At 37.6% G+C, this 24,590-nt stretch carries 21 protein-coding genes and 2 tRNA genes; 10 read left to right on the top strand and 13 right to left on the bottom strand.

The genetic code is table 11. From position 1 onward, the window contains the following. Positions 1-17 precede the first annotated feature (17 nt). The 3 genes from groL to GQ596_RS05365 form a co-directional block, all read right to left on the bottom strand. Positions 18-1,664, bottom strand: coding sequence for a chaperonin GroEL (gene groL / locus GQ596_RS05375; RefSeq protein WP_160400656.1), 1,647 nt, complete (start codon positions 1,662-1,664; stop codon positions 18-20). A gap of 47 nt (positions 1,665-1,711) precedes the next feature. Further along, the gene (locus tag GQ596_RS05370) at positions 1,712-2,005 is read right to left on the bottom strand and encodes a co-chaperone GroES (protein WP_034915350.1); all 294 of its coding nucleotides are present in this window, start codon (positions 2,003-2,005) and stop codon (positions 1,712-1,714) included. Positions 2,006-2,149: 144 nt separating this feature from the next. Continuing rightward, positions 2,150-2,587 carry an FxsA family protein gene (locus GQ596_RS05365; RefSeq protein ID WP_160400655.1) on the bottom strand — a complete coding sequence of 146 codons (438 nt, stop codon included), beginning with the start codon at positions 2,585-2,587 and terminating at the stop codon, positions 2,150-2,152. Between the two features lie 159 nt (positions 2,588-2,746). Between GQ596_RS05365 and GQ596_RS05360 the strand changes: the two genes are divergently transcribed. Continuing rightward, positions 2,747-2,822: transfer RNA gene (locus tag GQ596_RS05360), tRNA-Phe, on the top strand. 211 nt (positions 2,823-3,033) lie between these two features. Continuing rightward, positions 3,034-3,300 (top strand): hypothetical protein, encoded by a 267-nt coding sequence (locus tag GQ596_RS05355; protein WP_160400654.1) that lies wholly within the window; start codon positions 3,034-3,036, stop codon positions 3,298-3,300. 659 nt (positions 3,301-3,959) lie between these two features. On the opposite strand, the gene GQ596_RS05350 is transcribed toward GQ596_RS05355, so the two are convergent. After that, positions 3,960-5,549 (bottom strand): hypothetical protein, encoded by a 1,590-nt coding sequence (locus GQ596_RS05350; protein ID WP_160400653.1) that lies wholly within the window; start codon positions 5,547-5,549, stop codon positions 3,960-3,962. Positions 5,550-6,083: 534 nt separating this feature from the next. On the opposite strand from GQ596_RS05350, the gene GQ596_RS05345 reads away from it, so the two are divergent. Beyond that, positions 6,084-6,160: transfer RNA gene (locus GQ596_RS05345), tRNA-Met, on the top strand. A gap of 40 nt (positions 6,161-6,200) precedes the next feature. Here the strand turns inward: GQ596_RS05345 and metF are convergent. The 4 genes from metF to GQ596_RS11250 all read right to left on the bottom strand — a co-directional run bounded on the left by metF (position 6,201) and on the right by GQ596_RS11250 (position 11,533). Beyond that, positions 6,201-7,076, bottom strand: coding sequence for a methylenetetrahydrofolate reductase [NAD(P)H] (gene metF / locus GQ596_RS05340; RefSeq protein WP_160400652.1), 876 nt, complete (start codon positions 7,074-7,076; stop codon positions 6,201-6,203). A gap of 134 nt (positions 7,077-7,210) precedes the next feature. Then, positions 7,211-9,484, bottom strand: a complete 2,274-nt coding sequence (metE, locus tag GQ596_RS05335; protein WP_160400651.1) for a 5-methyltetrahydropteroyltriglutamate--homocysteine S-methyltransferase — start codon at positions 9,482-9,484, stop codon at positions 7,211-7,213. Positions 9,485-9,658: 174 nt separating this feature from the next. After that, the gene (locus GQ596_RS05330) at positions 9,659-10,213 is read right to left on the bottom strand and encodes a DUF1440 domain-containing protein (RefSeq protein ID WP_160400650.1); all 555 of its coding nucleotides are present in this window, start codon (positions 10,211-10,213) and stop codon (positions 9,659-9,661) included. Positions 10,214-10,423: 210 nt separating this feature from the next. Further along, positions 10,424-11,533 (bottom strand): restriction endonuclease, encoded by a 1,110-nt coding sequence (locus GQ596_RS11250; RefSeq protein WP_160400743.1) that lies wholly within the window; start codon positions 11,531-11,533, stop codon positions 10,424-10,426. A 257-nt stretch (positions 11,534-11,790) separates the two neighbouring features. Between GQ596_RS11250 and recN the strand changes: the two genes are divergently transcribed. From recN to GQ596_RS05300, 5 genes are read left to right on the top strand one after another with little or no spacing between them, the layout of a single operon-like run. Then, a complete protein-coding gene (gene recN / locus GQ596_RS05320) occupies positions 11,791-13,452 on the top strand; it encodes a DNA repair protein RecN (protein WP_160400649.1) in 1,662 nt (553 codons plus the stop codon). A 52-nt stretch (positions 13,453-13,504) separates the two neighbouring features. Continuing rightward, on the top strand, positions 13,505-14,731 hold the full coding sequence (gene coaBC / locus GQ596_RS05315; protein ID WP_160400648.1) for a bifunctional phosphopantothenoylcysteine decarboxylase/phosphopantothenate--cysteine ligase CoaBC: 1,227 nt from the start codon (positions 13,505-13,507) through the stop codon (positions 14,729-14,731). Beyond that, on the top strand, positions 14,715-15,173 hold the full coding sequence (dut, locus tag GQ596_RS05310; RefSeq protein WP_034909576.1) for a dUTP diphosphatase: 459 nt from the start codon (positions 14,715-14,717) through the stop codon (positions 15,171-15,173). The genes coaBC and dut overlap by 17 nt, the downstream gene beginning before the upstream one ends. After that, positions 15,170-15,763: a nucleoid occlusion factor SlmA gene (gene slmA / locus GQ596_RS05305; protein WP_160400647.1), complete on the top strand. Its 594-nt coding sequence runs from the start codon at positions 15,170-15,172 to the stop codon at positions 15,761-15,763. Before dut ends, slmA begins: the two co-directional genes overlap by 4 nt. A gap of 59 nt (positions 15,764-15,822) precedes the next feature. Continuing rightward, on the top strand, positions 15,823-16,674 hold the full coding sequence (locus tag GQ596_RS05300; RefSeq protein ID WP_160400646.1) for a mechanosensitive ion channel domain-containing protein: 852 nt from the start codon (positions 15,823-15,825) through the stop codon (positions 16,672-16,674). 78 nt (positions 16,675-16,752) lie between these two features. On the opposite strand, the gene cysE is transcribed toward GQ596_RS05300, so the two are convergent. After that, on the bottom strand, positions 16,753-17,514 hold the full coding sequence (gene cysE, locus GQ596_RS05295; RefSeq protein WP_160400742.1) for a serine O-acetyltransferase: 762 nt from the start codon (positions 17,512-17,514) through the stop codon (positions 16,753-16,755). A gap of 340 nt (positions 17,515-17,854) precedes the next feature. On the opposite strand from cysE, the gene GQ596_RS05290 reads away from it, so the two are divergent. Beyond that, positions 17,855-18,859: a LacI family DNA-binding transcriptional regulator gene (locus GQ596_RS05290; protein ID WP_160400645.1), complete on the top strand. Its 1,005-nt coding sequence runs from the start codon at positions 17,855-17,857 to the stop codon at positions 18,857-18,859. 41 nt (positions 18,860-18,900) lie between these two features. On the opposite strand, the gene GQ596_RS05285 is transcribed toward GQ596_RS05290, so the two are convergent. Further along, entirely contained in the window at positions 18,901-20,370 is a 1,470-nt protein-coding gene (locus GQ596_RS05285) for a glycoside hydrolase family 32 protein (protein ID WP_160400644.1), read from the bottom strand. A 272-nt stretch (positions 20,371-20,642) separates the two neighbouring features. On the opposite strand from GQ596_RS05285, the gene GQ596_RS05280 reads away from it, so the two are divergent. Then, positions 20,643-21,602, top strand: coding sequence for an aminoimidazole riboside kinase (locus tag GQ596_RS05280; RefSeq protein ID WP_160400643.1), 960 nt, complete (start codon positions 20,643-20,645; stop codon positions 21,600-21,602). A gap of 61 nt (positions 21,603-21,663) precedes the next feature. On the opposite strand, the gene ispC is transcribed toward GQ596_RS05280, so the two are convergent. The 3 genes from ispC to deoC all read right to left on the bottom strand — a co-directional run bounded on the left by ispC (position 21,664) and on the right by deoC (position 24,338). Beyond that, positions 21,664-22,842: a 1-deoxy-D-xylulose-5-phosphate reductoisomerase gene (ispC, locus tag GQ596_RS05275; RefSeq protein WP_160400642.1), complete on the bottom strand. Its 1,179-nt coding sequence runs from the start codon at positions 22,840-22,842 to the stop codon at positions 21,664-21,666. A 1-nt stretch (position 22,843) separates the two neighbouring features. Continuing rightward, positions 22,844-23,605, bottom strand: coding sequence for a DNA-binding transcriptional repressor DeoR (deoR, locus tag GQ596_RS05270; protein WP_160400641.1), 762 nt, complete (start codon positions 23,603-23,605; stop codon positions 22,844-22,846). Positions 23,606-23,666: 61 nt separating this feature from the next. After that, entirely contained in the window at positions 23,667-24,338 is a 672-nt protein-coding gene (gene deoC, locus GQ596_RS05265; protein WP_160400741.1) for a deoxyribose-phosphate aldolase, read from the bottom strand. Positions 24,339-24,590: the final 252 nt, after the last annotated feature.

Raw genomic sequence — 24,590 nt, 5'->3', positions numbered from 1 at the left:
TTGTATTAACGGTAGAATTACATCATACCACCCATACCACCCATGCCGCCCATACCACCAGCAGCACCTAAATCAGCTTTATCATCTTTAGGTAGGTCAGTTACCATACATTCAGTTGTAATCATAAGACCAGCAACAGACGCAGCATATTGTAATGCGCTACGAGTTACTTTAGTTGGATCTAAAATACCCATTGCAATCATATCGCCATATTCTTCAGTAGCAGCATTATAACCATAGTTACCTTTACCGCCTTTAACAGCATTAACTACAACTGACGCTTCTTCACCACAGTTAGTAACGATTTGACGTAATGGAGCTTCCATAGCACGTAGTGCAACTTTAATACCTACGTTCTGATCTTCGTTAGCGCCCTTAAGGTCTAAAATTGCTGATGCTGCACGAACTAAAGCAACACCACCACCAGCAACAACACCTTCTTCAACCGCTGCACGAGTTGCGTGTAACGCGTCTTCAACGCGTGCTTTTTTCTCTTTCATTTCAACTTCAGTTGCCGCACCAACTTTAATAACAGCAACACCACCAGCAAGTTTAGCAACGCGTTCTTGAAGTTTTTCTTTATCGTAATCAGAAGTTGACTCTTCAATTTGTTTACGAATTTGTTCAACACGAGCAGAAATTAAAGACTCTTCACCAACACCATCAATGATAGTCGTATTATCTTTATTGATAACAACACGTTTTGCTTGACCTAAATCTTCAAGTGTTGTTTTTTCAAGCTCTAAACCAATTTCTTCTGAAATCACAGTACCCGCAGTTAAAATTGCAATATCTTGTAACATTGCTTTACGACGATCACCAAAACCAGGTGCTTTAACCGCAGCAACTTTAACAATACCACGCATAGTGTTAACTACTAATGTTGCTAACGCTTCACCTTCAACATCTTCGGCAATAATTAATAATGATTTACCTGCTTTAGCAACAGCTTCTAGAACTGGTAATAATTCACGGATATTAGAAACTTTTTTATCAGCTAATAAAATATATGGATTGTCTAATTCAACTGTTGCTGTTTCTGGTTTATTAATGAAATATGGAGATAAGTAACCACGGTCAAATTGCATACCTTCAACAACATCAAGTTCATCTTGTAAACCAGTACCATCTTCAACAGTGATAACACCTTCTTTACCCACTTTTTCCATTGCTTGAGCGATTAAAGTACCAACTGTTTCATCAGAGTTAGCAGAAATAGTACCTACTTGAGCGATAGCTTTAGAATCAGCGCAAGGAGAAGATAATTTTTTAAGCTCTTCAACAGCTGCAACAACTGCTTTATCAATACCACGCTTTAAATCCATTGGATTCATACCTGCAGCAACCGCTTTCAAACCTTCATTAACAATTGCTTGAGCAAGTACTGTTGCAGTAGTTGTACCGTCACCTGCTGCATCATTTGCTTTAGATGCAACTTCTTTAACCATTTGTGCACCCATGTTTTCGAATTTATCTTCTAATTCGATTTCACGAGCAACAGAAACACCATCTTTAGTAATGGTTGGTGCACCAAATGATTTATCTAATACTACATTACGACCTTTTGGACCTAAAGTCACTTTAACTGCATCAGCTAACACATTAACGCCTTGAAGCATTTTAACACGAGCGTCATTACCAAATTTTACATCTTTAGCTGCCATTTTCGTCTTTCTCCTAAATTCTGTATATAAGTTAAACTATTTACTAATTATGCTTGAACAATGGCTAAAATATCGCTTTCTGATAAGATAAGCACTTCTTCATTATCGATTTTTTCTGTTTTAACGCCATATCCTTCATTAAAAATCACGATATCACCAACTTTAACATCTAATGGTTGAACTTGGCCATTTTCTAAAATGCGACCATTACCTACAGCTAAAACCTCACCACGAGTTGATTTACCTGCAGCCGAACCAGTTAACACAATACCGCCAGCTGATTTTGATTCTACTTCTTTGCGTTTAATGATCACACGATCATGCAATGGACGAATTTTCATTAGTTATCTCCTAGCACTAATTTTTAAATAGATAATTATTAAAAATAAATCATAAAATTACGATTTTATAATATAGTTCACTTTACATGGGGGTTATTTTAAAATCTTCAAGAGGATAAAATAAAAAAAAGTTTAATTGATTGATTATTCGTCATCTTTGTATTTAAACTCACCTTCAATAATATCATTATTCTGGTCAAATGTTTGTGATGATACAAATCTTGATTTAATTGGCATTTTTCGAACAAGAAACCTCATAATATGCTCTTGAACATTAGGAATTAATAGCACAGCACCTAAAATATCGGTCAAAAACCCTGGAATAAGTAGTAAAAAACCGGAAAAAAGCAAGGCGACACTTTTAATGATTTCATCTTTAGGATTTTGATTATTAGCTATCTTTTGCTTCATAATACTAAAATTCTTTACCCCCTGAGTTTTAACTAATGAAAAACCAAGAATTGATGTTGCAATAATACAAACTAAAGCAAGAAAAACACCGATTGAATTTGCAACTACTATAAAAAAACTGATCTCAAAATAAACGTAAACAAAAAAGATAATAAAACCAATAAATCGCATACAACAATTCCTATAAGCATAAAAACAGATTAGTAAAAACTTGCTATTAATATGAAGATGATTAGCTAATTTTCAACCAAACAATACATGTTTTTAAAAATATCTTACAAAAGGGATTGACTGATAATCGTAAATCGTGTTTAATGTGCATCCATTGTTGCCCGGATAGCTCAGTCGGTAGAGCAGGGGATTGAAAATCCCCGTGTCCGTGGTTCGATTCCGCGTCCGGGCACCAATCACCAAATTCTAAGACCTGCTTCTAGCAGGTTTTTTTATGTCTAAAGCCTTTTCAAATAAGCCTTTCAGCTTGTTTCACTACTCAACCGAATTCAACTGGAATTGAAGGACTAAAACCCGTCACAAAACCAAGGTGTTTTTCTCCGGAGTTTAAATACAAAGTGGTCAGGTATTTTATAGACAATCATCTTTCACAAAATAAAACTGCTTTGGCGTTTGATATCCACTTTGGATATGTAGGTCGCTGGTTTAAAATATATCAAAAATATGGCAAAGCAGGTTTTTCAATGACACTGAATCCACCACAGGGAAAAGCGGATAAAAAAATGGCTCAAAAAGTTAAAAAAAATAGTGAAAAAACAAAAGAAGAATTGCTCGAAATGGTCAGTGACCTTGAAGTGGAGGTGGCTTATCTAAAAAAGTTGGATGCCTTACTTCGGCAAAAGAGATTGGAAAAAAAGAAAAGTATCAAATAGTTGATGAATTAAGGAAAAAATACCCCTTAAATAGTTAGTTGTTGGTGTTTAATGCTAATTATGCAAGCGGTTGATTTTGTTTGAAAAGAGTTAAATAAAAACTTCAATAAAATCAATACCTTTCCTGACCGTTTTTTTGGAGTTTTTGCGTTTTTTTTATAAAAAAGTGACTCATAAAAGCCACTCAAGGTTATGTTGTTGTCTTGTTACGACGGCGGACAAATTTGTCTGGAACAAATTTGAACATCTGAGCACAGCGAAGATGGCCTCGTAGAGGCGAGTATCAGGATGATACGAGTATTGCCGTAGGCCACATTCTGTAGCCAAAGCGTGGGTTTGCAAAGGGAATTCGCTTTAATTCCCTTTGCTCGGACGTTGTCACTGTAGCTATTTTGTTCACCAAAGGTCAAAACGTCCGAAACCTTGCCGTACTAAAAATAGACCACCGCTTTAAACCGCCACAGCGTAATCCACTAAAACTGCCATCGACACTTTCAGCGTCGGCGGCGGGGGGCGGCGCTATTGTGGCTTTGCCACAACGGCGCAACCCTAAGGGAAACGCCCCAACTTACGCGGGGGCTTGATTCTTTGTTATATTATCCCCTCAGGCACCATAATCGCCCCCCGCGCCCTAAGGATTAAGAACTAAACGCTAAAAGCTAAGGTGCGGTGCAAACAGCGAAAGAGCTGTAGCTGGCTCGGCCGCTGTAGACGTTGCCGCTGGTCGAGTAGACAGAAAACTGGTCGCTACCCGGCGCGTCGCTCGTCCAGTAGCCGTAGGTGACGAAGCCCGCACCAGCGTAGATGCTCATGTAGCCCCACTCCGTGAAAAATCCTGCACCTATGTGACGCATATAAATATTACCAGATGAGCTAGGTGCTGCGCCTAAATTATTATAGTTTGAATTGGTTAAATCCCTTACCTTAGACAATCGATAACCCAAACTTCTACACCATGCTAATTGATTAGAAGCGTTAGTTCTATTATTACCCCGATTGACGAACCACTGCTTTAACACAAAACCGTAACGAACCTCATTACCATTACTACCTCTACCTACCAACTCGAAAGTCTGTGGCAAAGATGGGCGTGTTAGTGAACTTGGATTACTTGAACTTATTTGACTACTACTTGCCCTTGGACCGCTCAATTTTACCCGTGCTACCCGTTTCCCTCTATCAACACGAGGAATCCAACTATCATTAGCTGCTACCACCGATACTGTAGCTGTTATTCCACCACGTGTGACCGGAGACCAAGTTAACTGAGCTACATCTAACCCCCCTATATCCAAATCAAAATACAAGCCATCTGCTCCTGTTGTTGGAAAGTTCCTGTCGTAAGATGATGGACTCGTTGACTGAACTAAAAAGCCCTTACTAGGATTCCATATGTTAGCAGGACCTGCATAGCTGCCTGTGCCCCGTTCTAGATTCGGCCTGACCGAACAAATACCGGCATTATCATATGGATTAATATAATAATCCACCGTAGCGCCACTAAAACTACTACTCCTTGGTACCCCATACTGCGTACTTAATGTGCCACCTGTACTTGTTAAAGTTACCTTATAAGGGGCACTACATATACTTAATGCATCGCTGCGATTAACCGTAGTACCGTTTTTATCGGTAAACGTTACCGATATACTCCCCGATGCCGTTACTCCACCTACTCCCTGTCCGTCTCCATCATCATCTCGCCAATATCCCTGACTGACCAAATCATTCATCGTGATTGAACTCCTTGATGGCGGTACTATCGTCTCTATATGACTTAAGTTACTCCCCACATATGGCAACCTGATTGGATTAGTTGGCGTGGATGGGTTGGTTGACCTTGTGTATACCGTGCCATCCTGCAACTTTATTGACAATAAACGGTCTGTATTCGTTAATTTTGTTACCCCTCCATCAAACGTTAAATACGGCGCACTCCCCTCTATAGCCCTTGATGTATAAGCCGTTAACGCCTCTGTGTCCTGCGTATATGACAATAACAACAATGGCGCTAAGAATAATGCCGATTTACATAATAATGGTGATTTAAATAGCAATGGCGGTTTTAATAACCACTTGGATATCGGCGATAATTTTGCCAAAGATTTTGCCGATGACGGCGTCGATTTCGCTACGCGAAATGACTTCGATGATAAAAATAACTGTGGCGCTCTATTTTGAACACCGTGCGAATCAATAAGATTTAGGGCATAGGTTTGGCAGGCCAGATGCCAGATGCCAGATGCCAACCATGGTAATGCATTTTTATTCCCTTGTCAAGTAATTTATTGTTTTTTCTCGATTTTTATATCCGTTCGCTTTGTTTTTGAGCGATTCCCTGCTTGAATAAGCCTAAAAATTATAACTTGATGGTGCATAATCTGCCACTTTTTTTGTTAATTTATTGTAAAGATTTGTTAGGGCGTGAGGAGGGGTTGCTTTGTTTTTTTGGGGGAAGTGGCATTTTTTATGAGTGCTTGAGTGGTCGTTTTTAGTCGCTGTTTTAGGTAGCGGTTTTTAATCGCGATTTTGGTAAAAAACACCTCAAAAAAAACTTCAATAAAATCAATACCTTTCCTGACTGATTTTTGTTAAGTTTGGTTCGTTTTTTTATAAAATAAGGTATTACTATTTTTCTATTATAGATGTAAAGATTTAATAATTATTGTGGTTTTTTTATTATACTTGGCAAGTATATTGTTATTTTTGTTTAAAAATAATGCTTTCACAACAAACAAGCCTTGCTTTATTATTTAATTACTATAATATGGTCACCTCTTTGACGCGGGGTGGAGCAGCTTGGTAGCTCGTCGGGCTCATAACCCGAAGGTCGTTGGTTCAAATCCAGCCCCCGCAACCAATTCTAAATCATTCTTTATATTTTCCTGTTTTTATATTCACTATTCCGATTTTGGCACCGCCAGCAATGTTGATACTGCTTCGCTAATGCGTCTTGCTATGTAGCTATTGTTCATAGTGTATAAATGAATGCCATCGACATTTTGTGAAACTAAATCAACAATCTGATCAATTGCATAAGCAATACCAGCATCACGAAATGCTTCTGGGTGGTGTTCGTATTTTGCCATCATTTGTTTGAATTTTTTAGGTAAATTCACTCCACACATCGATACCATGCGCTCGATTTGATTTTTATTGGTTACTGGCATAATGCCTGCTTCAATAGGTATCTTAATGCCCATATCGTAAGCTTTATCTAAAAAAGAATAAAAATAGTCATTATCAAAAAATAGCTGTGAAATAAGTTGATCAGTACCTGCATTGACCTTTTCTTTTAAGTGGATCAGATCTTGTTTTAGGGTTGAGGCTTCAAGATGTCCTTCAGGATAACATGCGCCAATCACGTTAAAATCACCGTTTTCTTTAATAAATGTTACCAGTTCGCTGGCAAAGCGAAAGTCATCTTTAGGTTGCACGTTAGGGCTGATATCACCACGTAACGCAAGCACATTATCAATTCCTGCACATTTAAGGTCATGTAGGATTTTTTGCATTTCGGCTTTATCAAAATTAATCCCCGGCAAATGAGCAACGCTTTCAATGCCATAAGTGTGTTTTACCGAATGGGCAATATCAATGGTGGTTTGTCCATTTAAGCTACCACCAGCACCATAAGTGACACTGATAAAGTCGGGTTTGAAGTAGCCAAGTTCCCGTAAGGTGCTATAAATTGTCTCTAACGGCGAGGTTTTTTTAGGCGGAAAAACTTCAAAAGAGAACACGGTTTTTTTATTAAATAATAGATTTGTTTTCATTTATCTTATCCATTCGTTAGGTCGCTTATTTCCCTTATTGACGTTTCCGCCGCCAAAATAGGCGGCGGAAGTGTAAAGCTAGGCAAAGTTCAATGTCTTTATAAAAAAGCACAACAACTTTGTAAAAACAGTGCCTAATTCAGTGTTTTTCTAACTTCTAAAGTAGCTTGAACAAGGTGTTGCAAGCTTTCAACGACTTCTTTTTCGCCACGCGTTTTTAAGCCACAGTCTGGATTGATCCATAATTTTTGGTTATCAATCTTCGCCAGTAACTTTTCAATCGTTGCTTTGATTTCGGCTACGGGTGGTACGCGTGGTGAATGGATGTCGTAAACCCCTGGCCCCACTTCGGTTTTAAAGTTGTTTGCATTTAGTACGTCAATCAACTGCAAATTAGAGCGAGAAGCCTCGAACGAAATAACATCGGCGTCCATTGCATCAATATCTTTAATAATGTCAGCAAATTCGCTATAACACATATGGGTGTGAATTTGCGTATCAGCTTGTACTTTGCTGTGTACCAATCTAAATGCAGGGATCGCCCAATCAAGGTATTCACTGTTCCAGTCGGCTTTACGCAGTGGTAGTTTTTCTTTCAATGCGGCTTCGTCAATTTGAATAACTTTAATGCCTGCGGCTTCAAGATCTAACACTTCGTCACCAATAGCCAATCCAATTTGGAATACTGATTCTTTTTGTGAAATATCTTCCCGTGGGAATGACCAATTTAGAATAGTCACAGGGCCTGTTAACATACCTTTTACGGGTTTATCAGTCAGACTTTGTGCATATTTTGAATATTCAACGGTAATCGGTTTAGAGCGTGAAATATCACCCCAAACAATCGGTGGCTTAACGCAACGTGTGCCATAAGATTGTACCCATGCTTTTTCGGTAAAGACAAAGCCATTTAAGCTTTCGCCAAAATATTCGACCATGTCATTACGTTCAAATTCACCATGAACTAAAACATCAATACCAATTTCTTCTTGTAATTTAATACACTGCGCAATTTTTTGTTTATTAAATTCAGTATATTCATTTAAGCAAATTTCGCCTTTTTTGAATTTAGCACGATTTAAACGTACGTCAGGCGTTTGTGGGAATGATCCAATCGTAGTGGTTGGTAATAGTGGTAAATTAAAGGCCTTTTTCTGCGCTGCTTCACGCACGGAAAATTCAGGTAAACGAGTAAAGTCTGAATCTTTTAACGCGGCCACTTTTTGGCGTACCACTTGGTTTGCGCCTTCGCGTTCACGAGTAAATAATGTTTGGTTAGCTTTATAAGTGGCATTATTTTCAGCGTTTGCTTCTTTAAATAACTGACCGAGTTCAGCAAGTTCTTGTAGCTTTTCTTGAGCAAAAGCAAAATAAGCACGTTGTTGAATGGTTAATTTGGTCTCATTTTGTAAAGTATAAGGCACATGCAATAATGAGCATGAAGTATTGATCACAATATTTGTGGTTTTTTGTTTGATTTTGCTTAGCAATGCTAAGGTTTTTTGGTAATTGTTTTTCCAAATATTTTTGCCATTAACCACACCAGCAAATAACACTTTATCAGCAGGGAAACCATTATTTTCAAGCAAAGTTAATGACTGTTTACCTTCAACAAAATCAAGTCCAATACCGTCAAAAGGTAATGCGATAAGTTCTTTATAACAATCACGCACATCACCAAAATAAGTTTGTAAAACAATCTTAGTTTGTCCTTTTACCGATAAAATGGCTTGATAAAGCTCCGTAAATAAAGCGATATCGTCTTTATTTAGATCCGTCACTAAAATTGGCTCGTCAATTTGGATCCACTCAGCACCCAGTGCGGTAAATTTTTGGATGATGTCTTGATAAGCTTTAATAATATCGGCTTTAAAATCAATAAGCTGTTTTTTACCTAAATACTGCGCTAATTTAAAAAACGTTAACGGACCAACCACAACAGGCTTAGTTTGAATGCCTAGTGCTTTGGCTTCTTGATATTCATCAAATGGTTTAGAGCCCGCTAATTTGATTTGTACTGAATCTTCAATCTCAGGCACTAAATAGTGGTAATTAGTGTTGAACCATTTTTTCATTGCAAGCGCACGAACATCGCCTTTTTCACCTTGATAACCACGTGCCATGGCAAAATAGCGGTCAAGTTCAGGCAAGCCCAGATCTTGATAACGTTGTGGAATGACATTAAGTAAACATGCTGTATCTAATACCGCATCATAAAATGAAAAATCATTAGATGAAATAAACGCGATTTTTTGTGATGCTTGTTGTTGTAAATGTTCAGCTCGTAACGCTTTAGCTTCGTTTAATAATTCGGTTTGTGTTTTATTGCCTTTAAAATAGGCTTCTGTTGCAAATTTCAGTTCACGAAGTTTACCAACTCGAGGGTATCCAATAACAGCAGTATTCATTTTTTATTTCCTTTTTATCGTTTTTATTTAGTGATAAAGAAGATAACAAAAAAAATAGATATTGAATAATTCTTGTTTTTTATTGGTTGATATAGTTTTTTTTTATACCAAATAAAATAAAAAATCCCACTATTGTTAAATAGTAGGATTTATTATTAATTCTATAACTTTAAATCATTTTTGACGCCATTCACCATGAATAGGTCTTGAAAAGTGGGCAAGTACCGCAATCATACAGACTTCGATCGATGCTCCCCAATAAATATGACCTAAAATTTCGCTCCAAAGCTCATAACCATTTAAATTCCATAACCAACCAACTGTGCCTTCGGCATCATAAGCAGGGTGACGAAAACCAAGCAATGGGATTAAAAAGCCATGCATCACAACCGTAATAATGATGCCATAAAATGCCCCATACCATAGGCGGATTTTATTCCAATAATATGCACCAGCCACATAAACAAAGGCAAAAGCAAAACTGAATAACCAGTGGTAAAGCGTCACCGCACCTAAAACACTTGCACCTTGATAAAGGTAATCGAGCGAATGAGAATCAATCCCAAGCCAACCCAGCCATGCATCAATATGTGCCGCTGGCGGTGAAATTTCACCCGGTACTCGTGGAGGCATATTAACTTCTGAACCCCATTTTACTAATGAACTGAAAAATCCGCCAATGATTGTTGTCCAAATGATAACTTGACGATTTGTTTTATTTCCAAACATATTTAGGTTCCCGTTGTTATGATAGATATGTGTTCAGATTATACTCCTGTGTAATTTGGGATAAAAGAGGAATAAGTGGGGTTGGTGGTAATTATTTATAGAGCGGTTTACACCGCTTTTGGGGTAGCTAGTTTTCAGGAGTATTTTCTATTTTCGTTTAAAATAAAGCAATTGATTAACAAAATATATTCTATATAGGCAACTAACTTTTTAATTTAAATCTTCAATCTGTTCTTCAAATACTGACATATCAATACTAAGTAATTCTAAAGAGTGATTCCGTTTAATACCTACTCCATTTTCAATAAGTAATTCAATTAATCGAGAGCCATCAATTAACGTAATTGGGGCTGCGCCTGGATAATTTGCTGCTTCGGCACAACCAGATGAAAATTTCCCGGTTGTGATTAATGTGCCTCGAATGGCTTTATGATAAGGTAAAGCTCCTCTTAGCTGATCAATCAATGGGCGATTAACAGAATTTTGCATACGCTTTACCTGAACGACTTCGGTAATTCTCGTAATCCCCACTTGCACATTACCAATAACATCAATTCCTTTATCACCAGATGCTTTTGTCACGTTCACATCTTCATAGCCCATCGCTTGTAATAATTGACCAATCAGTGCTTCAAAATGATATGGATTCATATTCTGTAACTGTTCTGATAATAATTTTTTTTGTTGCTCATTATAACGAACAATAGAATCCATAATTTCATCTAACGGATCACTGAGTTTTGCTTGTGGTGTTGTGTCTAACCATTTTCGACCACTATCTGTTATGTGATAAATAATCCCTTCGCGTTTTAAGAGTTTACGATCGACTAAATTTACAAGGCGAGCATATAACGTAGATTTACATGCTTGTTCACTATTCCATTTAGAATTTTGACGTAAATAAGTCATCCATTCAGGTAATAAATCTCCATTTTTAGCTTGTCCTCTAACGCTTAACAATTCTAATAATTGCAATACACCTTCCGAATCATCCAGCTCTAGCCAAACGTCTTTATCTCCCTTTAAAAAAGCTTGTCCTTTTGGTGAAGGTTGCCAATAACCTTGTATATCGACAGTCATTAGAGCGTTATTATTTATAAACATATAAGCACCATAGCTATGACGAGGATTTAACACATGATTATCCTGTATCCATATTTTATTTGCTATTTCAGCATATTCACCACTTAGTCGTTCACCAATCCAACTATCAGGTTCTGACCAATCGACTGGGTTCTGTGGAGTTCCTGACTGGCCACGAATATCGCTAATCATCCCATGTACAGACTTTTTACTGTAACCAGACACGGCTTTAATCATTGCAATAGTTTGTGCATATGTTGGAAATAGTGGCGTTATTGTTTTATATTTCACAGCTGATACCTTATGCTTTTGTGATAAGTTAACATATTAAAAATAATTAATTAAATAATAACTCTTTTTAATTAATCTAAAAGTTAACTGATTTTATAACAAAAAATAAGTCTCATAAACAAAAACCAAAAACCTGTATTTATTTACAGTGTTTTTACTGCTATACTGCTAACATTACAACTAGCCTTATTTATTAATTTATTATGATAACTCAACTAACTATTAATAATTTTGCTATCGTCGATCGGTTGCTTGTAGATTTTTCTTTGGGGATGACGGCGATTACGGGTGAAACGGGCGCAGGGAAGTCGATTGCTATTGATGCATTGGGATTATGTTTAGGAAATCGTTCTGATGCTTCATCTATTCGGCATGGTGCTGAACGTGTGGATATTTCGGCTTGTTTTGTGCTTGATGATACGCCAGCGGCTTTTGCTTGGTTACGCGAAAACCAACTTGATGAGGGCAATGAGTGCATTTTGCGACGAGTAATTAATCAAGATGGTCGCTCTAAAGCGTTTATTAATGGCCGTGCTGTTCCTATTTCGCAATTAAAAGATTTGGGGCAAATGTTGATTCAGATTCATGGGCAACATGAACATCAGCGCCTGTTACGCAGTGATTATCAGCAGTTGTTGTTAAATCATTATATGAATGAACCAACACTACTGGCCCAAATGCATCAAGCCTATAAGCAATGGAAAGAGGCAACACGGGCTTATCAGCAATATGAAACAACACGGCAAGAGCGTGATGCGCATATGCAGCTTTTGCAATATCAATTGAAAGAACTTAATGAGTTTTCGCCCATTGAGGGGGAATATCAACAAATTGATGAAGAATACAAACGGTTATCTAACAGTGAACAGCTAATTAATTTAAGTCAGCAATCTGTTATGTTGTTAGACGAGGCAGACGACTATAACATCAGCAATTTGCTAAACAGTGTAAAAAATAGTGTTCAAGAACTAACCTCGCTCGATCCTACGTTAAATAATGTTTATAACATGTTGGAAGACGCATCGATCCAAATTAAAGAAGCAAGCGATGAGCTTCGTCACTATAGTGAACGTTTAGAGCTTGATCCTGCTCGAGTTATGCAACTTGAACAGCGGTTATCTAAACAAATTGCTTTGGCACGTAAACATCATGTCTCGCCCGAAGAATTGCCAAATTTGCATCAAACTTTGTTAGCTGAATTTAAACAAATTAATCAGCAAGATGAGCAAAGCGAACAACTGAAAGCCAATATTACCAAATATCATCAAACCGCTGTTGAAATTGCCACAAAATTGCATCAAAAAAGATTAACAATAAGCAAAACACTAGCCAAAAAAGTGACCACTATCATGCATGACTTATCCATGCCGAATGGTCAATTTAGTATCGATGTTGCTTTTGATGACAAACGATTAAATGAAGACGGCGCCGATCAGGTAACATTTTTAGTCAGCACCAATGCAGGGCAAAGCACACAACCACTTGCAAAAGTGGCTTCAGGTGGTGAGCTGTCGCGTATTGCTTTGGCAATTCAGGTGTTAACTGCTCAAAAAATGGATACGCCAGCTTTAATTTTTGATGAAATTGATGTTGGTATTAGTGGACCAACAGCCGCTAAAGTCGGTCAGCTATTAAGGCAACTTGGTGAATCAACGCAAGTGATTACAGTAACCCACTTACCACAAGTTGCAGGACAAGCAAATCAGCACTATTTTGTTAGCAAACAAACCAACGGCAAGCAGACATCAACCGATATGCAAAAGCTAGATAATACAGGTCGTTTAAACGAACTTGCTCGGTTATTAGGGGGCGACAAAATTACTGATGCAACATTAGCCAATGCGAAAGAGCTACTTATTATCTAACCGAATTGTGGTAATATAACGCTTTCATTTTAGGTAGGAAGGAAGCTGGCTTATGAGTCTAACAGGTAAACGTATCTTATTAGGAATTACTGGCGGCATTGCTGCTTATAAATGCCCTGATCTGGTTCGTCATTTAAAAAAATGTGGCGCACAAGTGCGTGTTGTTTTGACCGATTCAGCTAGCCATTTTGTGACTAAAATGACATTACAAGCGGTTTCGGGCAATTCGGTATCGAGTGATTTATTTGATCCATCTGCCGAGCTGTCTATGAGTCATATTGAACTGGCCAAATGGGCCGATTTAGTCCTTATTGCCCCAGCTACAGCCAATATTATTGCCAAAATAGCTAACGGCATTGCCGATGATTTATTATCAACAGTTTGCTTAGCAACGCCGTCGCCAGTTGTCATTGCACCAGCGATGAATCAACAAATGTATAAAGCGGCGGCGACGCAACATAACTTATCAGTATTAGCATCAAGAAACACCTTAATTTTAGGGCCTGACAGTGGCTTTCAAGCCTGTGGTGATATTGGGCCAGGGCGAATGTTAGAGCCTGAAACAATCGTTGAAAATATTAAACAGTATTTTTCAACCACTGCGATACTTTCAGGTATATCGATAACGATTACTGCAGGACCAACAATTGAAGAAATCGATCCTGTCCGTTATATTAGTAATTACAGTTCGGGTAAAATGGGTTTTGCAATTGCAAATGCTGCGGCGCAAATGGGTGCAACGGTCACCTTAATCAGTGGGCCGGTTCATTTAGATACACCAAATAATGTTAACCGAATTGATGTTAAAAGTGCTAAGCAGATGTATGACAATGCATTAGAGCATGCTCAGAAATCGACAATATTTATTTCTTGTGCCGCCGTTGCTGACTATCATGCTAAAACAATTGCGACGCAAAAAATCAAAAAAACGGACGATAACGATGAACTTGTGATTGAACTAGTAAAAAATCCCGACATTGTTGCAAGTGTTGCCGCATTAAAAACACATCGTCCTTTTGTCGTAGGGTTTGCTGCTGAAACCAATGATGTTAAAGCTTATGCACTAAAAAAATTAACGACAAAAAATCTAGATTTAATTTGCGCTAATGATGTATCAGACAAAAGCATCGGCTTTAATTCTGATCAAAATGCATTAACGCTATATTGGCAAAATGGTGAGCAAACGTTACCATTAAGCAACAAACAACAATTAGCAACACAATTACTTGAAGCAGTTATAAAACGATATAAAGCGAGTCACGATGAAAAGAAAAATTGATATAAAAGTATTAGACAAACGTTTAGGAAATGAATTCCCGCTACCTACTTATGCAACTGAAGGCTCAGCAGGGATTGATTTGCGCGCAATGTTTGATAAAACAACCGAAATCAAACCAGGCGAAACCATCTTAACGCCAACAGGTTTATCAATGCACATTGCCGATCCTAGTTTAGCAGCATTGGTATTACCTCGTTCAGGGCTTGGTTCAAAAAATGGTATTGTGCTTGGTAATTTGGTTGGTTTGATTGATTCGGATTATCAAGGTCAATTGTTTGTGCCTGTTTGGAACCGAAGTCAAACCCCTTTTGTGATTGAAGCAGGCGATCGAATTGCCCAACTAATCATTGTTCCGGTTGTACAAGCTGAATTTAACATTGTTGATGAATTTGTTGAGTCAGCACGAGGTGAAGGTGGATTTGGGCATTCGGGTAAAAAATGATTGTGACAAACAAAAATAAAAATCGGAAAGAAGACATATTACAGGCATTAGCCAAAATGCTTGAATCCAATGAAGGTACACAACGCATTACGACAGCTAAATTAGCGGCAACGGTTGGGGTTTCTGAGGCAGCGCTTTATCGACATTTTCCTAGCAAAACCAAAATGTTTGAAAGCTTAATTGTCTATATTGAAGATATCTTGTTGTCTCGAATTAATGTCATTATGCAAGATGAGCCAAAAACATATACTCGCTTACAACTTATTCTTGCTTTGATATTAGGCTTTTCTGAAAAAAACCCAGGATTAACTCGAATTATGACTGGGCACGCATTAATGTTTGAACAAGATCAATTACAAGAACGCATTAGCCAACTATTTGAACGGATTGAAACACAAATTAAGCAAGTCTTACGTGAGCGTAAAATTCGTGAAGGCATTGCGTTCAGTACTGATGAGCGTATTTTATCTAGCCAATTATTGGCTTTTTGCGAAGGTATGATGGCGCGTTATTCTCGTTCAGGTTTTAAACATCTACCAACAACTGATTTTGATACACGTTGGGCTTTATTAGCTAAACAACTGATTTAGTTCATGTCGATAAAACACGTTGACAGAAATATCAGCTACCGATTACTGAGGATAATACTATGAGTAATAATAATACAAATTTTGAACTCTTTTTAAATCATATCATTTATTTTATCAAAAGATATGATGGGGTTGTATTTAGTTATATTGCCCATTTTTGCTTTGCTATTCTTATTTTGATTATTGGTAGAGCTATCGCTCGGTTTATTAGCAACCAATTAAAACGCATATTATCAAACCGCCATGTTGACCCGACTGTGGTTAAATTTGTCAGTGCCTTATCGTATTATGCCATCCTTGTTATGACATTGGTGGCAGTTTTAGGCCAATTAGGTGTACAAACCGCATCGATTGTCGCTATTATTGGTGCGGCAGGGTTAGCAGTTGGTTTGGCATTGCAAGGCTCTCTATCCAACTTTGCAGCAGGGGTTATTTTAATTATTTTCCGGCCATTTAAAGTAGGCGAAACAGTTGTGATTAATAGCCAACAAGGTGTGGTTGATTCAATACAAATTTTTTCAACATCCATAATCACATCCACCAACGAACTTGTTGTGATACCTAATAGTCAAGTCGTCAATTCTAATATCGTAAACTACACACGATTGCCTGAAAGACGTTTAGATTTGGTGGTTAATGTTGGATATGATTCTGATATTCAAACTGTTTACCAAGTGTTAAAACAAGCAGTTGATAACACAAAAAATATATTAACAACCAAAGAGTCAACTATTCGATTAGATGTTTTAGATGCTTCTTCAATGAATTTTAATGTATTAGTTTGGACATTAAATGAAAACTACGGAGCAGTAAAAGGTGAGCTACTTGAAAAGATCAAAAATGGATTAACGGAAAATAATATCAATATTCCATATCCAACTATGGATGTAAATGTTAACAATAAGTCGTAATTTATTAAATAATCCCTTATTAAATTGCCACTTATTTAAAATGCCGTCGATAAATATCAACGGCATTTTTTATCTTAATTAAATATCTTGATCCATATTTAACGCTGGTTTTTCGCAATCAGGGCAACCCACCACTTTGGCTGGCACACCTGCAACGGTGGTATGTTGTGGTACAGGATCTAACACAACAGAACCCGCTCCAATTTTAGCACCTTTACCGATTTCGATATTACCTAAAATTGTTGAGTGAGCGCCAATCATTACCCCTTCTCGAATTTTAGGATGACGATCGCCGTTTTCTTTACCCGTACCGCCTAATGTAACGGATTGCAAAATAGAAACATCATTCTCAATTACGACCGTTTCACCAATCACAATCCCCGTTGCGTGATCAAACATCACACCGCAACCAATTTTTGCCGCTGGATGAATATCCACGCCAAATACTATCGCAATTTGGCTTTGCAAAAAAATGGCCAATGATTTACGGTTTTGTTTCCAAAGCCAATGAGCAATTCGATAAGCCTGCAAAGACAAAAAGCCCTTGTAATAAAGAACAGGGGTTGAATAATAATTAGTGGCAGGATCACGAATATAAACAGCTATGATATCGCATATAGCGGATTGAATAATAGTCTCGTCTGCTTGATAAGCCTGCCTAGCAATTTCACGAATTTCAATAGCGGGCATAACCTGAGAGACCAGTTTATTAGCTAAAATATAGCTTAAAGCACTACCCAGATCTTCATGATTAAGTAAAGTTGCATGGAAATAACTTGCTAGCATTGGCTCGCTTTCCACTAATTCAAAGGCTTCTTGCCGAATGGTTTGCCATAACATTTCGGGGTTTACAACTATTTTTTTATCGTTCACTACAAGTCCCTATACACAATAACTAAAATTGCTAACATTGTTTCGCAAACTTATTAAGGAAGCAAGTGCTGTATTCATTTAACATTAATCAAAAGCCAAATTTAACGTCAACATAGTAAAATCAAAATAGTAACACAAATCACACAGCCCATTAAAAATCCAATCAGACAATCTTATACACCATAAAATTTATACATCATAATTGCTACTTTGTTCACATTTTTTATAATTTATCATTGTGTTATCATTTCATGTGATTATTATTAACAACAAATTGCTTTTAAATTGCTAAGTAAAAGGATTGTTAATGGTTTCAATAAAGGATGTTGCAAAACTGGCGTCGGTATCTTTGATGACAGTATCTAGAGCAATAAATGATCCCAGCAAATTAAACAAAGAAACATATAAGCGAGTCAAACAAGCCATTGATGAACTTAATTATGTTCCCCACTTGTCAGCACGCAAAATTAGAGGTAATAACTCAGGCCCTAGTGCTATTGGTGTTTTAGTATTAGAAACAGCCATGACACCGTTTTGCGTAGAATTACTACAAGCCATAGAAAAAACAGCACAAAATCATGGCTGGAATACCTTTATTGTTAATTTATTTGATGATAAAAATACTGATCATGCAATTAATACGCTATTGTCGTATCGTCCTAATGGCATCATCTATACCACAATGGAATTAAAAAAAGTCAAAATTCCTGACAAGTTATTAAATAAAAATGTTGTCTTAGCAAACTGCATTAGCGAATCAAAAAAACTAGCCAGCTATATTCCAGATAACTACTTAGGCCAATATCAGGCTATGCAACAAGTCATAAAAAAGGGCTACCAAAAACCATTATGCATCTACTTATCAGAAAACACCTTAACAACCCAAACCAGACGTCAAGCAATTGAACAAGCGTGGATAGATGCAGGAAAAAATTTAACAGACATCACCAACCATCATATAACAACAAGGCCCCAAAACCTAACTCAAGAATATATGATGACAATTGAAATACTAAAACAACATTGCAACAAAAAACCTAATTTTGATGTGCTGATTTGTGGTAATGATCAAATCGCATTTGTTGCTTATCAATTTTTGCTCAGCAAAGGATTAAAAATTCCAAATGACATTGCAGTATTAGGTTACGACAATATAGTAGGCACAGGCGAACTCTTTTACCCACCACTGACAACAGTCCAACAGCCTTATTACAAAATTGGCGAACAAGCGGCTTTACATATTATTGATGGAAAAAGCCAAAAAGAAGTGATACCTGTTACATCGCCTTATTTAGAAAGGGCATCTTTATAAATTATTTAGACAAATTGACCGCCTAGTGGCGATCAATATCATCACTCATAAATAGATTTTAACTGCCAACTATCTAACTGAATTACTTTTGCGCTTCCGTTTTCAGCAAATAGGTTAACCTCCCTTTCTGCGGGCAATTGTGGATAGATACGACTAGTTAGGCTATACAAATCATCATTAACAAAAACCTCGACTGACGAGGCATCAATAAAAACGTGCAAGGTTAATTTATCTGTTTCGGGTAACGGCACACTACGATAACCTTTTAATGCAAGGCCAGACAAGCTTCGATCAAGCACAAGACGATTCGATTGCAGATCAACAAACAGTAATGTAGCTTGCTTACCATTGTCAGTAGCAGCAAGTTGCAACCCAAACCGCTCAGCATCGCTTTGGGTTAAATCAAATTCAATCTTAAGCTCACAGCTAATGGATTGAATATGCGTATTTTTAAGTTGATTGTTTAGGATAATATTACTTAGCGATTGTGGCTTTTCTCGTAATGCTTCAAGCTCTTTAATTGGACGATTTCGGACTTTATTATCTTGATCTAAAATAAGTTCACGAGGAAGTGTAAACGCGCCTACCCACTTATCCTTTTGGCTTGGCATCGCTGACTGCCACATATCCATCCAAGCAAAAACAATACGGCGCCCATCAGCGGCAAGGAATGACTGGGGAGCATAAAAATCATGTCCAAAGTCCATTTCTTGGAACGGTTTAATGATTGAAAATCGCTCACTCGGCTGCCAGTTACCCACAATATAACCCGACTGAAACAAATTACGATATTGATAGCCCTTTGCTTTCATACCTTGTGGTGAAAACATCAAAACCCACTTATCGCCAAGCGGAAAAAAATCCGGGCACTCAAGCATATACACATTCGGATCGATATTACTAACAACCACATGATCGAACCGCCAATTGATTAAATTGTCTGAACGGTAAAGCAACACTTCGCCCACATTATTGGGGGTTCGTTGACCGACCACCATCCACCATTGACCATCTTGTTGCCAAACTTTGGGATCACGAAAATGCATAATACCGTCTTTAGGGGCAAGTACTGTGCCGTGTTTTTCAAAATTAACACCATCTTGACTAATTGCAAGACACTGGGTTTGACGGATCTGCTCGTCATCATTTTGGCCGTTTAACCAAACATGCCCAGTATAAAACAGACACAACTCGCCATGATTATCAACAGCAGAACCTGAAAAACAACCATTTTTATCAAAAGCTTGATCAGGCGCAATGGCTATTGGTAATCGATGCCATGTTACCAAATCATTACTAACGGCATGCCCCCAATGCATAGGCCCCCAAGTTTCATCATAAGGGTGATGTTGATAAAAGGCATGATATTGTCCTTTAAAATAAATCAAACCATTAGGATCATTCATCCAACCGGCTTGTGGTGCTAAATGAAAATGCGGATAATATTGCTTATTCATCTTTTTTTCTAAATTTTCAACAGCTTGATTAGCTTTATCAATAGCACTAGACATAAAATCCCCTTTATTCACCCAATATTAGATTGATATAATCGCAGAGTACTTGAATTTACGCTGTTAACGTTAACCATGCTAAAATAACAAGTAGGACATGTGATAAATATCACACATTTTTAATGCTAACCATGATTTTTTTGATAAATGATTTAGTCTATTATCAACCTTTGATAACGATATATCAAATAATAAAAATCTAACTCATTTATACAAAAATAGCGATAAATTCATCGAATTTAAACATAACTAACTACAAATTGAGTCGTAAAATGAAAAATACTAAAGTTTGGTCTCTTGGCGATGCGGTCGTTGATTTATTACCCCTTGGTGATATGAATTATAAAGCATGCGCTGGTGGCGCACCGGCTAATGTTGCCATTGGTGTTGCAAAATTAGGTCTTCAGTCGGGATTTATTGGGCGAGTAGGCAACGATCCTTTTGGTCATTTTATGGAAAAAACATTTTGCGAACATCACGTTGATTGCCAAAGTCTTGAAAAAGATGAACACCACAAAACCAGTACCGTAGTGGTTGATTTAGGTAACAACGGGGAACGAAGCTTTACTTTTTTAGTTTCGCCATCGGCCGATCAATTTTTATCTCAACAAGCGATTCCTAAATTTAACCAAGATATTTTACATTTTTGCTCTTTAGCACTAGTTGGCCACACTTGCCGACAAACACTCAAAACAGCAATTGACCAACTTAGTGCTCAAAATGGTTTAATTAGTTTTGATATCAATTTGCGTGAACAAATGTGGGTCGATAAAACCGAAATGCGCATAACAATCAACCAATTCTGCCATGATGCTGATATCCTTAAATTATCTGACGATGAGCTATTTTGGTTAACAGAAAGTGACCATTGGACAATTGCCCTAAACAAACTACAACAGCATTATCATGCACCATTAAAATTAATCACCAAAGGTAAAGATGGCTGTGTTGTATTATGGCAAGATAAAATGTTCTCGTTTAACGCTTATCATGTTAATAGCGTTGACACAACAGGCGCAGGCGATGCTTTTGTTGCAGGATTGCTCAGTAGCATTGCAACATCAGGAATGCCAAACGATAAATTAATGCTCGAAAGTATGATGACCGTCGCCAGTGCTTGTGGGGCACTAGCTACCACTAAAAAAGGCGCATTAACTGCGCTTCCAGATAGTGCGTTTTTACAATCATTTATTGCTGATAACCCTGCACTATCGGCTAAATTAATGGATTAACACTTAATGCTTATAAAGCTAATGTATGGTGAAACCATCACCATACATTTAACCATAACCGCTAATAAACTAATGCTTGTGATCTTGCCCAATCATCAATAATAAAGACATCATCAATCGAGTTAGGTTCAGGCAGATTAAGCTTGTCTAATACACTTGATACTTGCTTGGCAATATCCATAAAACCAATTTTATTTTGCAAAAAGGCCTCAACCGCAACTTCATTGGCGGCATTAAGCACCGTGGTGGCGGCTTGCCCTTGATTAAAAGCATCAATTGCCAATTTTAAACATGGATAACGGTCAAAGTCTGGTTGTTTAAATGTTAACGACGAAATTTGCGTAAAATCCAAAGGGGGCACGCTTGAAGGCACACGATCGGGGTAAGACATCGCATAGGCAATTGGCGTACACATATCAGGCACACCAAGTTCGGCCACCACACTACCATCTTGATAACGCACCATGGAATGGATGATTGATTGCGGATGAATAATAATTTCCATTTCATCAGTACTAGCATTAAATAACCAACGAGCCTCAATATACTCAAGCCCTTTATTCATCATCGTTGCCGAATCGACAGATATTTTTTTACCCATTGACCAATTAGGGTGAGCCACTGCTTGCTCGGGAGTAACGTGCGCTAGTTTAGCTAAATCCCAATCACGAAATGGTCCACCAGATCCTGTTAACACAATTTTAGTAATGCCATGATCAGCAAGACTAGCAAAACCTAAATCATGCTGTACCGCCGTTGGCAAACTCTGAAAAATAGCGTTATGCTCGCTGTCCACTGGTAACAACTCAGCGCCATACTCTTTAAGCGCTTGCATAAACAAATGCCCACAGGTTACTAGCGATTCTTTATTGGCCAGCAAAATACGCTTACCTTTTTTAATCGCAGCAAGCGTTGGTTTTAATCCTGCCGCACCCACAATAGCCGCCATCACTTGATCGACTTCAGGCAACTGCGCTAAGTCACAAATGGCGTGTTCACCACTTAATACATCAATATCCAATTTTAAATTAGCAAGATTTGCTTTTAACTCTGCCGCGGCTTGTGCGGTTGCCATGGCAACATATTTAGGCTTAAATTCTTGGCATTGCTCAGTCATTTTCGTTACATTGCTTCCACCAACTAAAGCATAAGCCTTAAAAAGCTGAGGGTTTTGACGAATAACCGTTAGCGTACTGCAACCAATTGAGCCTGTCGAACCTAAAATTGTAATGTTTTTCATATTAATAAATTAACGTTATCTTATGGTTATTAAAAAAAGTAATAAACTCATTACTCGGCGCTTTATCTGTAATAATTTGATTAAACAAAGTTAACCCACCAATAAAAGCTGGCCTAACTTGATCAAACTTAGTGTGATCCGCAATTAACATAGTTTGACCTGAACGTTGTATCGCGGCACGCTTCATATCAAGCTCATCAAAATGATAACACGTTACGCCTTGCTTAATATCAATCCCCGCGGCCGAAATAAATGCTTTATTTGGGCAAATCGAATTTAATTCACTTGGCTGACCAATGGGGCTAAAAATCGCATTATTCGCCTGATAATGCCCACCGCATAAAATTGTCTTACAATTGGGTTTATTTTGTAATGCTAAAAATGCGTTTAACGAATAACAGATCGCAGTAAACACCACATCATCATCAATAGCATCAATAATAAAAGGAATGGTGGTACCACAATCAAAAAACACGGTATCGTTTTCTACAACGCATTGACTGGCTATATTGGCAATATGTTGCTTTTCATAAACCTGTTTATCTTGTTGGTCTGACAAAAAGTACGGGGTGATTTGATGACGAGCATCACTAACAACATAGCCACCCAAAACACTTAGGGAACCGTCTACATTACTCAAATCTCGCCGAATGGTCATTTCTGAAACCGCCAACAGTTTGGCGGCATCTTTTAAATGAATCTTATCTGTTTTTTTTAAAAGTTGAATAAGATCATTCACTCTTTTTTGTGATTGTGTTTCCATGCTGATCCCATAAATCAATAATAACAAGCTACATAAGTAGCTTATTAATTGATATCATTGATTAATAATCACTGGTCGAAGTGGCATCGCCTGAAACAATCGCAATACCCGCACTAGCCCCTAAACGTGACGCCCCCGCTTGAACCATTTTTTCAGCCGTTTGACGATCACGAATACCGCCCGATGCCTTAACGCCCATCGCATTACCAACAGTATCACGCATCAACTTAACATCCTCAACCGTTGCGCCAGATACACTAAACCCAGTCGAGGTTTTAACAAAAGCAACACCGATTTGCTTACAGATTTCACAGACTTTAACAATTTCGTCTTTAGTTAATAAACAAGTTTCTAAAATCACTTTTAATGGCACAGCACCACACGCATTAAATACCGCCTCAATATCTTGTTTAACCGCATCCCAATCGTTGCTTTTTAACCACCCCACATTAATAACCATATCGATTTCTTGCGCACCAGCTTTAACGGCCATTTCGGTTTCAAAGGCTTTAGCACTAGTTAGCATTGCACCTAACGGAAAGCCAACCACTGAACACACTTTTACATCGCTACCTTTTAGCAAACTAGCCACTAAAGGAACATAGCCTGAATTTACACAAACTGAATAAAAGTGATATTGTTTGGCTTCTTCACAGAGTTTAGTGATTTGGTCTTTTGTTGCGTTCATCGCAAGTAAAGTATGATCGATATAGTTTGCATAATTCATAGTGATGTCCTTAAATTTTTTAGTTTTGCTGTCTAATTTAATGAATTTGTTAGGTGTAAAATGTTATTTAAATAACAGATATAAGGTGATAATGTTATTATAGTAACATTATGGGGGATTGTAAAAAATAGTACAGATAAAAATAAAAGGTTTTTGTTTTTTTGGAAAAAAACTCCTGGATTCAAACATGAAGTGCAATTTTAAACACGGTGGAGTGAAGAAAGTGAAAGGTGATTTATACTAGCACCTTCGCACCAC

Origin of the sequence: Gilliamella sp. Pra-s60, assembly GCF_009795755.1 — a bacterium.
Lineage (GTDB): Bacteria > Pseudomonadota > Gammaproteobacteria > Enterobacterales > Orbaceae > Gilliamella.
This window is presented reverse-complemented; position numbering and strand designations above follow the sequence as displayed.

Coding starts and splice junctions, on each gene's coding strand:
- groL (WP_160400656.1), bottom strand. CDS start 1,664: ATGGCAGCTAAAGATGTAAAATTTGGTAATGACGCTCGTGTTAAAATG.
- GQ596_RS05370 (WP_034915350.1), bottom strand. CDS start 2,005: ATGAAAATTCGTCCATTGCATGATCGTGTGATCATTAAACGCAAAGAA.
- GQ596_RS05365 (WP_160400655.1), bottom strand. CDS start 2,587: ATGCGATTTATTGGTTTTATTATCTTTTTTGTTTACGTTTATTTTGAG.
- metF (WP_160400652.1), bottom strand. CDS start 7,076: ATGAAAACAAATCTATTATTTAATAAAAAAACCGTGTTCTCTTTTGAA.
- metE (WP_160400651.1), bottom strand. CDS start 9,484: ATGAATACTGCTGTTATTGGATACCCTCGAGTTGGTAAACTTCGTGAA.
- GQ596_RS05330 (WP_160400650.1), bottom strand. CDS start 10,213: ATGTTTGGAAATAAAACAAATCGTCAAGTTATCATTTGGACAACAATC.
- GQ596_RS11250 (WP_160400743.1), bottom strand. CDS start 11,533: ATGATTAAAGCCGTGTCTGGTTACAGTAAAAAGTCTGTACATGGGATG.
- recN (WP_160400649.1), top strand. CDS start 11,791: ATGATAACTCAACTAACTATTAATAATTTTGCTATCGTCGATCGGTTG.
- coaBC (WP_160400648.1), top strand. CDS start 13,505: ATGAGTCTAACAGGTAAACGTATCTTATTAGGAATTACTGGCGGCATT.
- dut (WP_034909576.1), top strand. CDS start 14,715: ATGAAAAGAAAAATTGATATAAAAGTATTAGACAAACGTTTAGGAAAT.
- slmA (WP_160400647.1), top strand. CDS start 15,170: ATGATTGTGACAAACAAAAATAAAAATCGGAAAGAAGACATATTACAG.
- GQ596_RS05300 (WP_160400646.1), top strand. CDS start 15,823: ATGAGTAATAATAATACAAATTTTGAACTCTTTTTAAATCATATCATT.
- cysE (WP_160400742.1), bottom strand. CDS start 17,514: ATGTTATGGCAAACCATTCGGCAAGAAGCCTTTGAATTAGTGGAAAGC.
- GQ596_RS05290 (WP_160400645.1), top strand. CDS start 17,855: ATGGTTTCAATAAAGGATGTTGCAAAACTGGCGTCGGTATCTTTGATG.
- GQ596_RS05285 (WP_160400644.1), bottom strand. CDS start 20,370: ATGTCTAGTGCTATTGATAAAGCTAATCAAGCTGTTGAAAATTTAGAA.
- GQ596_RS05280 (WP_160400643.1), top strand. CDS start 20,643: ATGAAAAATACTAAAGTTTGGTCTCTTGGCGATGCGGTCGTTGATTTA.
- ispC (WP_160400642.1), bottom strand. CDS start 22,842: ATGAAAAACATTACAATTTTAGGTTCGACAGGCTCAATTGGTTGCAGT.
- deoR (WP_160400641.1), bottom strand. CDS start 23,605: ATGGAAACACAATCACAAAAAAGAGTGAATGATCTTATTCAACTTTTA.